Source organism: Streptomyces sp. NPDC044719 (assembly GCF_056433405.1).
On sequence record NZ_JBWKHE010000001.1, the window covers coordinates 385,384 to 393,725 of the forward strand.

Sequence of the window (8,342 nt, forward strand, 5' to 3'; positions counted from 1 at the left end):
ATCTGGCATCCTCACATTGCGGGTTGCCTGCGGCACGTATCGTAAATATTTGCGGTCCGTGCGCAGCCGGAACAGACCGTGGGGCGAACGGATGTGACCGACCGGGCTGACGGGGGAGGCAACGTGGACGACTATGCGGGCCGGGTACTCGCCGACCGCTACCGCCTGCCGCTGCCGCCGTCCGACGAGTACGAACTCACCGAGACCCGGGCCTTCGACACCTACAGCGGACAGGAAGTCCTCGTCAGGCAGGTGCCGTTGCCCGAGGTGGTCGAGGCCGAGGTCCTCGACGCGGAGGGGCTGCCCGACGGCTTCACCGCGCGTGACGGTGGTGCGCGGCGGTCCGGCACGCGTCCGGGCCCCCGGCGGCCCACGGACCCGGTGGTACGGCGCGCGGTCGACGCCGCCCAGGCCGCTGCGGCCATTCCCGACCATCCGCGGCTCGACCAGGTCTTCGACGTGTTCGCCGAGGGCGGTTCGCTGTGGATCGTCAGCGAGCTGGTGGCCGCGCGTCCGCTGGCGGCGCTGCTCGCCGAGAAGCCGCTGACGCCGTACCGGGCGGCCGAGGTCGCCTCCGACGTCCTCATGGCCCTGCGGGTGCTGCACGCCCACGGCTGGGTGCACCGCAATGTCACCGCGCGGACGGTGCTCGTCTGCGACGACGGCCGGGTGATGCTGACCGGTCTCGCGGTGGGCGCGGCGGAGGAGGCACTGTGCGGGTACGACCCGGTGCCGGCCGCAGAAGAGCACGAGCGGGGGCCTGCCGACGAGGGCGGTGCCGGGCCGGCCAACGGCGTCCAAGGCCCGGGTGGCGGCGCCCCGGGCGGCCTCCGTGGCGCGGCCGATCCCGAGGCCGCCCGGCGAGCCGCCATAGAGGCGCGGGAGGCCAGGGGACTGCCCGCGGCCGGGGGTGACACGGCGGGCGGGGGCCCGGCCGTGCCGGCCCGCAGGAGTGTGGACGACAGTGGTGACCCACGGGCCGCGCGAGCCGGCGCCATCGCGGCCTACCGGGCGGGTGCCCGGGCCGCCGCACGGGTCCAGGAGGCGCAGGAGGGCGGCCGGGCCGCCCTGCCCGGTGCCCGGTCCGCCCCGGACAGCGGGCCCGCGCCCCACGGCAACGGCTCGGCGCAGTCGCCGTACATCCCCGGGCAGGGCCCGGCCCCCGGTGCGGGCCCGCCGGGGCGGATAGCCGACCCCTACGGCGTGGGCGGCGCCCCCCGCACGACCGCGTGGCACGGCGCCACGCCCCGGGGCGGAACGGGCGGTGCGCCCTTGCCGCAGGGGCAGGAGCAGACCGCTCTCCCGCCGGCCCCGGACCCCTCCGCCCAGGGGTCGCCCGCCCGGTGGGACGAGCTGGTCGCCGACACCCCCGCACCCCGGCGCGGCCCGGCCACGGCCCTGGCCGCCGAGCGGGCACGGCAGGCCCGGATGGCCGTCGTGGGCCCCGTGACGGAGCGCTGGGCGCCCGAGCAGGCCGGACCCGTGCACGAGAACTGGCAGTTGGCCGCCCCGATCGGACCCGCGACCGACCTGTGGGCGCTCGGCGCGCTGCTCTTCAGGGCCGTACAGGGGCATGCGCCCTACCCGGAGGAGTCGACGGCCGAGCTGGTGCAGATGGTGTGCGCCGAACCGCCCGCGTACGCCGAGGAGTGCGGGCCGCTGCGGCCGGTCGTGGAGTCGCTGCTGCGTCAGGACCCGACCGAGCGCCTCGACTTCGAGGAACTGCGCGGCTGGCTGCGCTCGCTCGTACGCTCCGCGCCCGAGCCGGAGGCCGGGGTGCACGTCGTCGCGGCGCCGCCCGCCGACGCGAGCCGGCTGCCCGTCGTACGCCGCCGGGGCGAGCTCGTGCGCAGGCGGAAGGCCGGGCTGCCCGCGCACCACGGGCGGCACAAACGGGCCAAGCGCGAGTCCCGGTCGCCGAACCGCCTCGGCCGCACCCTGCTCCTGCTGGTCCTGCTCGTGATGGCCGCCGCGATCGCCTACGCCATGCTCTTCATGCCCAAGTCGAAGACCGACGGCGCGGACGGCACGGGCGGCACGGACCGTGCCGGTTCCGCCGGGGAGGTCAGCCAGGCGCCCGAGCCGGACGCCAGCAGCGAGCCCCGGCCCGACCAGACGTCGCCCGAGCCGGAGAAGAGCCCGTCGACGTCGGCCGGTTCCGCCGAGACACAGACCGCCGGTCCCGATGTCGCCGACGGCTTCACCCTGCGCAAGGACTCGGCGGGGTTCCAGGTCGCCGTCGCCAAGGGCTGGGACCGCACCCCTCGCAACGGCAGCGGCCAGGTCGTCTACGCGAAGGGAGACTTCGAGCTCATCGTCGTACCGGGCCGGGACAGCGCCGCGGAGTTCGGCGGCGACCCGATGGCCTACCAGCGTGAGAAGGAGCGGGAGTTGCAGCCGTACCGCGACTCCAGCTGGGCCACCTCCACCGGGCTGAAGACGATCGAGGTGGGCGGGCGGACCATGGCCGAGGGGCAGTTCACCTGGACCGGCGGCGACGGGGGCGAGCTGTACGTGCGCAACCTCGCGATGCTGGTCGGCGGGCGGTACCACGTGATCCAGGTGCGCGGGCCGGAGGCCGAGCGGGACGAGGTGACGCGGCTGTACGAGCAGGCGGCGGCGACCTACAAGGCGACGGGCTGAGCGCCCGGCGCGCCGCCTGTACGCGGTAGTTCAACCCCTGGTTGCCTCACGTCCCAGCAGGCGACAACCGTCACAGTGCGGTCACCGTGGTACCCCGCTTGTTCCCTGGGGAGGGGCGGGTCCTTACGCTGACCCTGTCAAGACCATTGCGGGGCAACGTGAATCAGATGCAGGGCCAGCTCGTCGCGGGCCGCTACCGGCTCGCCGACTCCATCGGCAGCGGCGGCATGGGCCGGGTGTGGCGCGCCCATGACGAGGTGCTGCACCGATCCGTCGCCATCAAGGAGTTGACGGCAGCCCTCTACGTCTCCGAGAGCGAACAGGCCATCCTCCTGGCACGCACCCGGGCTGAGGCGCGGGCCGCCGCGCGGATCAACCACTCGGCGGTCGTCACGGTGCACGACGTGCTGGAGCACGACGGCCGCCCGTGGATCGTGATGGAGCTGGTCGAGGGCCGCTCGCTGGCCGACGCGGTCAAGGAAGAGGGGCGTGTCGAGCCGCGCGAGGCGGCACGCGTCGGCCTCTGGGTGCTGCGGGCCCTGCGCGCCGCGCACACCGCCGGCGTCCTGCACCGCGACGTCAAGCCGGGCAACGTCCTCCTCGGCCATGACGGACGCGTCCTGCTCACCGACTTCGGCATCGCCCAGATCGAGGGCGACACGACCATCACGCGGACCGGCGAGGTCGTCGGCTCCGTCGACTACCTGGCGCCCGAGCGGGTGCGCGGCCACGACCCGGGCCCGTCCTCCGACCTGTGGGCGCTCGCCGCGACGCTGTACACGGCGGTGGAGGGCCGGTCGCCGTTCCGCCGCACCACACCGCTGACCACCATGCAGGCGGTGGTCGAGGAAGAGGCCGCCCAGCTGCGGCACGCCGGTCCGCTCGGGCCCGTCATCACCGCCCTGCTGCGCAAGGATCCGGCCACCCGGCCCGACGCGTCCGAGGCCGAGCAGATGCTCGCCGAGGCGGCGGAGGGGCGGCGGCCCAGCGGGGCGGAGGCGTATGTCCCGACGCAGTACGGGGGGACGCCGTACCGCGACGTCCACAGCGGCATGGGCACGGCGGGCACGGGCACGGCCGGCCCTGTCATGTCCGGCACCGGCTCCGGGTCGCACACCCGCACGCCGCTCCCGCCGCTGGCCGGTACCCCCGCCAACGGTGCCCCGGCACCCGGGACTCCGGCGTCCGGGACTCCCGTCGCCGGCCATCCGGCGACCGCTCCCACCACCGTCGGTCCGACGGCGATGGGTCCGCAGGGGTCCGGGCCGCAGCAGACCGGTTCGGGCCGGCGCCGCCGGCTGCGGACGCTCGCCCTCGTCGTCGCGCTCGCGGCCATCATCGGCGGGACGACCGCCGTGGTGCTGCAGCAGTGGAACGAGGGCCGGCAGACGCCGGGCGGCGCCTCCTCCTCGGCGGGTCCCACGAGCACGCAGCAGCCCGGGGGAGTTCCCGACAGCTGGGTCCGCCACGACGACCCCGCGGGTTTCAGCCTCTCCCTGCCCAAGGGCTGGAAGCGCAAGCCCTTCGGCCCGCAGGGCGAGCTGAGGCAGATCGACTACACGCCGGACGGCGGACGGCACTTCGTGCGCATCGCCGTCGACACCTCCCCGGACTTCGCCGACCCGTACGCGCACCAGCTCGACCTGGAGCAGCAGATCAAGGATCTGGTCGACTACAAGCGGATCACGCTGGAGCGCAACGTCTACCGTGACCGGGGCGGCGCCCTGTGGGAGTACACCTGGACCGCGCGGGCGAAGGACACCCCGTTCCCCGGCCCGCGCCGCGCCATCGAGGAGACGTACGTCGCCCGCGACGGCACCGAGTACGCGCTCTACATGTCGTCGCCCGCCAAGGACTGGGCGAAGGCGCGCAAGCAGTTCACCTCGCTGCTCCAGGGATGGCAGGAGAAGACCTCCTGACACCGAGGCTCGTCGGCACGGAGCCCTGCTGACGCGGGCCGTCTGTTTCGGCCACCCGCGAGCGCCGCCCCGGAGCCGGTCCGTCCGGTGGGGCATGATTGCCGCATGGGGACCGAGGGGCACAACACGCGTGTCATCGCGGGCCGCTACCGGTTCGAGGAGAGACTCGGGCGCGGTGGCATGGGCGTGGTGTGGCGGGCGACCGACCAGCTGCTCGGCCGGGGCGTGGCAGTCAAGGAGCTCCCCTACGACGAGACGCTCTCCGCGGCGGAGGCACGCCGGCAGCGGGACCGCACGCTGCGCGAGGCCCGGGCCGTCGCCCAGCTGAGCCATCCGCACATCATCGTCGTGCACGACGTCGTCGAGGACGACGAACGCCCGTACATCGTCATGGAGCTGATCGAGGGCGGCTCGCTCGCCGACCGGGTCGCCGCCCGGGGCCCGGTCGACGCCGCCGAGGCCGCACGCATCGGCATCGACCTGCTCGGCGCGCTGCGCGCGGCGCACGCCGCCGGGGTCCTGCACCGGGATCTCAAGCCCGCGAACGTCCTGCTGGAGGCCGGAACCGACCGGGTCGTCCTCACCGACTTCGGCATCGCCCAGGTCGCGGGCGCCCCCACCCTCACCGAGAACAACTCCTTCGTCGGCTCGCCCGAGTACACCGCGCCCGAGCGGATGTCGGGGGCCAGGACCGGGCCCGAGTCCGACCTGTGGTCGCTGGGCGCGCTGCTGTGCGCGGCCCTCAGCGGAGAGTCGCCGTTCCGCCGCGACTCGCTGGGCGGCATCCTGCACGCGGTCGTCGCCGCCGAGATCCGGCCACCCGCGCAGGCCGGGCCGCTCCTGCCCGTCGTACAGGGCCTGCTCGAACGCGATCCTGACCGGCGGCTGGACGCGGACCGGGCGGAGCGGATGCTGCGGGCCTTTCGTGACACGGGCCGGACGCCGGAGGCGCCGCCGCCCGGGTACGTGCCGACAGTACGGGACACACCGGGCGGACGGCCGCCCGGCACAGCGAAAGACGCCGCCGAACAGCAGCCGTTGATGCCGTCGGCGGGCATGCCCGCACCGGGCCGGCTCGCCGAGCAGTTGATGCGGCAGCCCACCCGGAGGGTGCTCGTGGCCGCGCTGCTGGTCGCCGCGATGGCAGGGGCGGGAGTGTCCGCTGCTGCGCTGCTCATGGACGAGAGCGGTGAGCCGGGAGGAGGCTCCACACCGAGGAGTTCGGCTCCCGAGACCCCCTCGACCCGGCCCTCGTCCCCGAGCGCCCCCGCACCCACGACCACCCCGGTCGGCTCTCCTACCGGCACAAACGGGAGATAAGCCCTCGGCCAGGGTCACGGGTCTGTGACCGGTTCGCGGCATTGGTGGATACGTAAGCGCTTGGCGCGATATGGATGACCCCATGAGCAGCGACGGGGGATCCGGATCCGGGGCCGATGAGCCGACAAGTTTCGTTCTGCAACCGCCCAACCCGCCGGCGCCGGTACCGGGCAACCCGTACGCGACGCCCACCCAGGTCGTACCGCCCCGGACGGCGGCCGCGGCACCGGTGGCGACTGCGGCGGAGGATCCCGGTGCCGGTCGGCTCATCGCCGGGCGTTACCGGCTGATCGCCAAGCTCGGGCACGGCGGCATGGGCACGGTGTGGCGGGCCGAGGACGAGACGGTGGACCGGGAGGTCGCCGTCAAGGAGCCCCGCGTTCCGGATCATCTTCCCGAGCGCGAACGCGCCAATGCCTTCGAGCGCATGCGCCGTGAGGCGCGTGCCGCGGCCCGGCTCGACCATCCGGCGGTGGTCGACGTCCACGACGTGGCGGTCGTGGACGACCAGCCGTGGATCGTGATGGAGCTGGTGCGGGGCCGGTCGCTGGGCGACGCGCTCCAGGAGGGCACCCTGCCCGCGCGCGAGGCGGCCCGGATCGGCCTGGAGGTGCTCGGCGCCCTGGAGGCCGCGCACGCGGCGGGCATCCTGCACCGCGATGTGAAGCCGGACAACGTGCTGCTCGGCCGGTACGACCGGGTCGTCCTCACGGACTTCGGCATCGCCCAGATCGAGGGCGAGACCAGTCTGACCGACACCGGCGGCTTCGTCGGCTCGCCCGAGTACATCGCGCCGGAGCGGGTGCTGGGCCAGCGCCCGGGCCCGGCCAGCGACCTGTGGTCCCTCGGCGTGGTGCTGTACGCGGCGACGGAGGGCGTCTCGCCGTTCCGCCGCAGCAACACGCCCGCCACGCTGCAGTCCGTCCTCAACGCCACGCCCGCGCCGCCCGCCTCCGCCCCGGGCCCGCTCGCCGAGGTCATCACCAGCCTGCTGCACAAGGACCCGGCCCGCCGCCCGAACGCCGCACAGGTGCGTGCCCGGCTGGAGGAGGCCGCCGCCCCGCCCGCCGCTCAGCCCACCCAGGTCGTGCGGGGCCCGGGCGAGGGCACCGGCAGCCGGGGCATCCGGTTCGGCCGAAGAGCGTGGCTGGGACTCGGCGCGGCGGTCGTGGCGGCGGCGGTGACGGCGTACCTGGTGATCGCCGATCCCTTCGCCGGGCCATTGCCCGACGGCTGGCAGACCAAGCAGGAGAAGAGCCTCGCCGCATCGCTGGCCGTCCCCGACGAGTACCGCCGGGCCGTGCCCGACGGGGAGAGGGACCAGGGGCACTGGGTCACGTACACCGACTGGAGCGGCAGCATCTGGATCGGCCTGACCCTCTACAAGAAGGCGGAGGACACCGGCGGCAACATCGCGGGCTCCGCGGCCGCCGAGATGTACGACGACGACAGCGGGTTCAAGGAGAGCGGCAGCTACGACCTGGACATGCCGGAGAACCCGAGGACGAACCCCAAGGTGACGACGTACAGAGGCAAGAAGGCCGCCGAGAACACCGTCGTCTACGACACCGACGACAGCGAGAACCCCCGCCCCCGCGAACTCCGGATGTTCTACTACGGGACTCCCGGCGGCGACATGTACAAGCTCACCGTCAGCTACCCGGGCAAGGGCGACTTCACCGACCGGGGGCGTGAGGTGGCGAGCACGGCGATCGCGAACCTGGACATCGACGGGACCTGAACCCGCGCGCCTCCAACACCCCCGGAAAGCACCCGCGTCGACAACCGGCCGCCCCGCACGGTACTGATGGGGCATGAGCAACGACGGGGGCGGGACGGACGCTCAGGGCCGGCTGATCGGCGGGCGCTACCGGCTGATCGAGCGCATCGGCTCCGGCGGGACAGGCACGGTCTGGCGGGCCCACGACGAACTCGTCCAGCGTGAAGTCGTCATCAGGCAGCCCCGGTTGCGGGGCGGCCCCCGGGACGAGAGCCACCGGCGCGCGGCCCACCGGCTCCATCGCGAGGCCCGGGCCGCCGCCCGCGTCGACCATCCCGCGGCCCTCACCATCCACGACGTGGTCGTCGAGCCGGAGCGGCCGGACGAGGGCCCGCGCCCTACGGGCCCCGACGAGCTGGACGCGGCCGAGGCGCTCGACGGACTCCCCTGGATCGTCATGGAGTCGGTCCAGGGCGAGTCCCTGCACGAGACGCTCCGACGCGGTCCCGTCGACGTGCGCGAAGCGGCCCGGATCGGCCAGGCCGTCCTCGGCGCCCTGCGCGCCGCGCACTCCGTCGGCATCGTGCACCGGCACGTGAAGCCCGCCAACGTCCTGCTCGGCCCCGACCGACGCGTCGTCCTCACGGACTTCGGCATCGCGCATGTCCAGGAGGAGGAATCCCTGACGGCCGGTGGGGAGGTCCTCGCGGGAGGCGGGGAGTCCCTCGCGGCTGGTGGGG

5 protein-coding genes are annotated in these 8,342 nt (G+C 74.3%); all 5 read left to right on the plus strand.

Features of this window, described 5'->3' with window-relative positions; all coding sequences use genetic code 11:
- Positions 1–123 precede the first annotated feature (123 nt).
- A complete protein-coding gene (locus AC07DF_RS01905; protein ID WP_478965994.1) occupies positions 124–2,643 on the plus strand; it encodes a protein kinase in 2,520 nt (839 codons plus the stop codon).
- Positions 2,644–2,810: 167 nt separating this feature from the next.
- A complete protein-coding gene (locus AC07DF_RS01910; protein ID WP_478965996.1) occupies positions 2,811–4,562 on the plus strand; it encodes a serine/threonine-protein kinase in 1,752 nt (583 codons plus the stop codon).
- A 105-nt stretch (positions 4,563–4,667) separates the two neighbouring features.
- On the plus strand, positions 4,668–5,882 hold the full coding sequence (locus AC07DF_RS01915) for a serine/threonine-protein kinase (RefSeq protein ID WP_478965998.1): 1,215 nt from the start codon (positions 4,668–4,670) through the stop codon (positions 5,880–5,882).
- An 82-nt stretch (positions 5,883–5,964) separates the two neighbouring features.
- Positions 5,965–7,623, plus strand: a complete 1,659-nt coding sequence (locus AC07DF_RS01920) for a serine/threonine-protein kinase (RefSeq protein WP_478966000.1) — start codon at positions 5,965–5,967, stop codon at positions 7,621–7,623.
- A 73-nt stretch (positions 7,624–7,696) separates the two neighbouring features.
- Positions 7,697–8,342: serine/threonine-protein kinase (locus AC07DF_RS01925; RefSeq protein ID WP_478966002.1), on the plus strand; the 646-nt coding region annotated here is incomplete at its 3' end.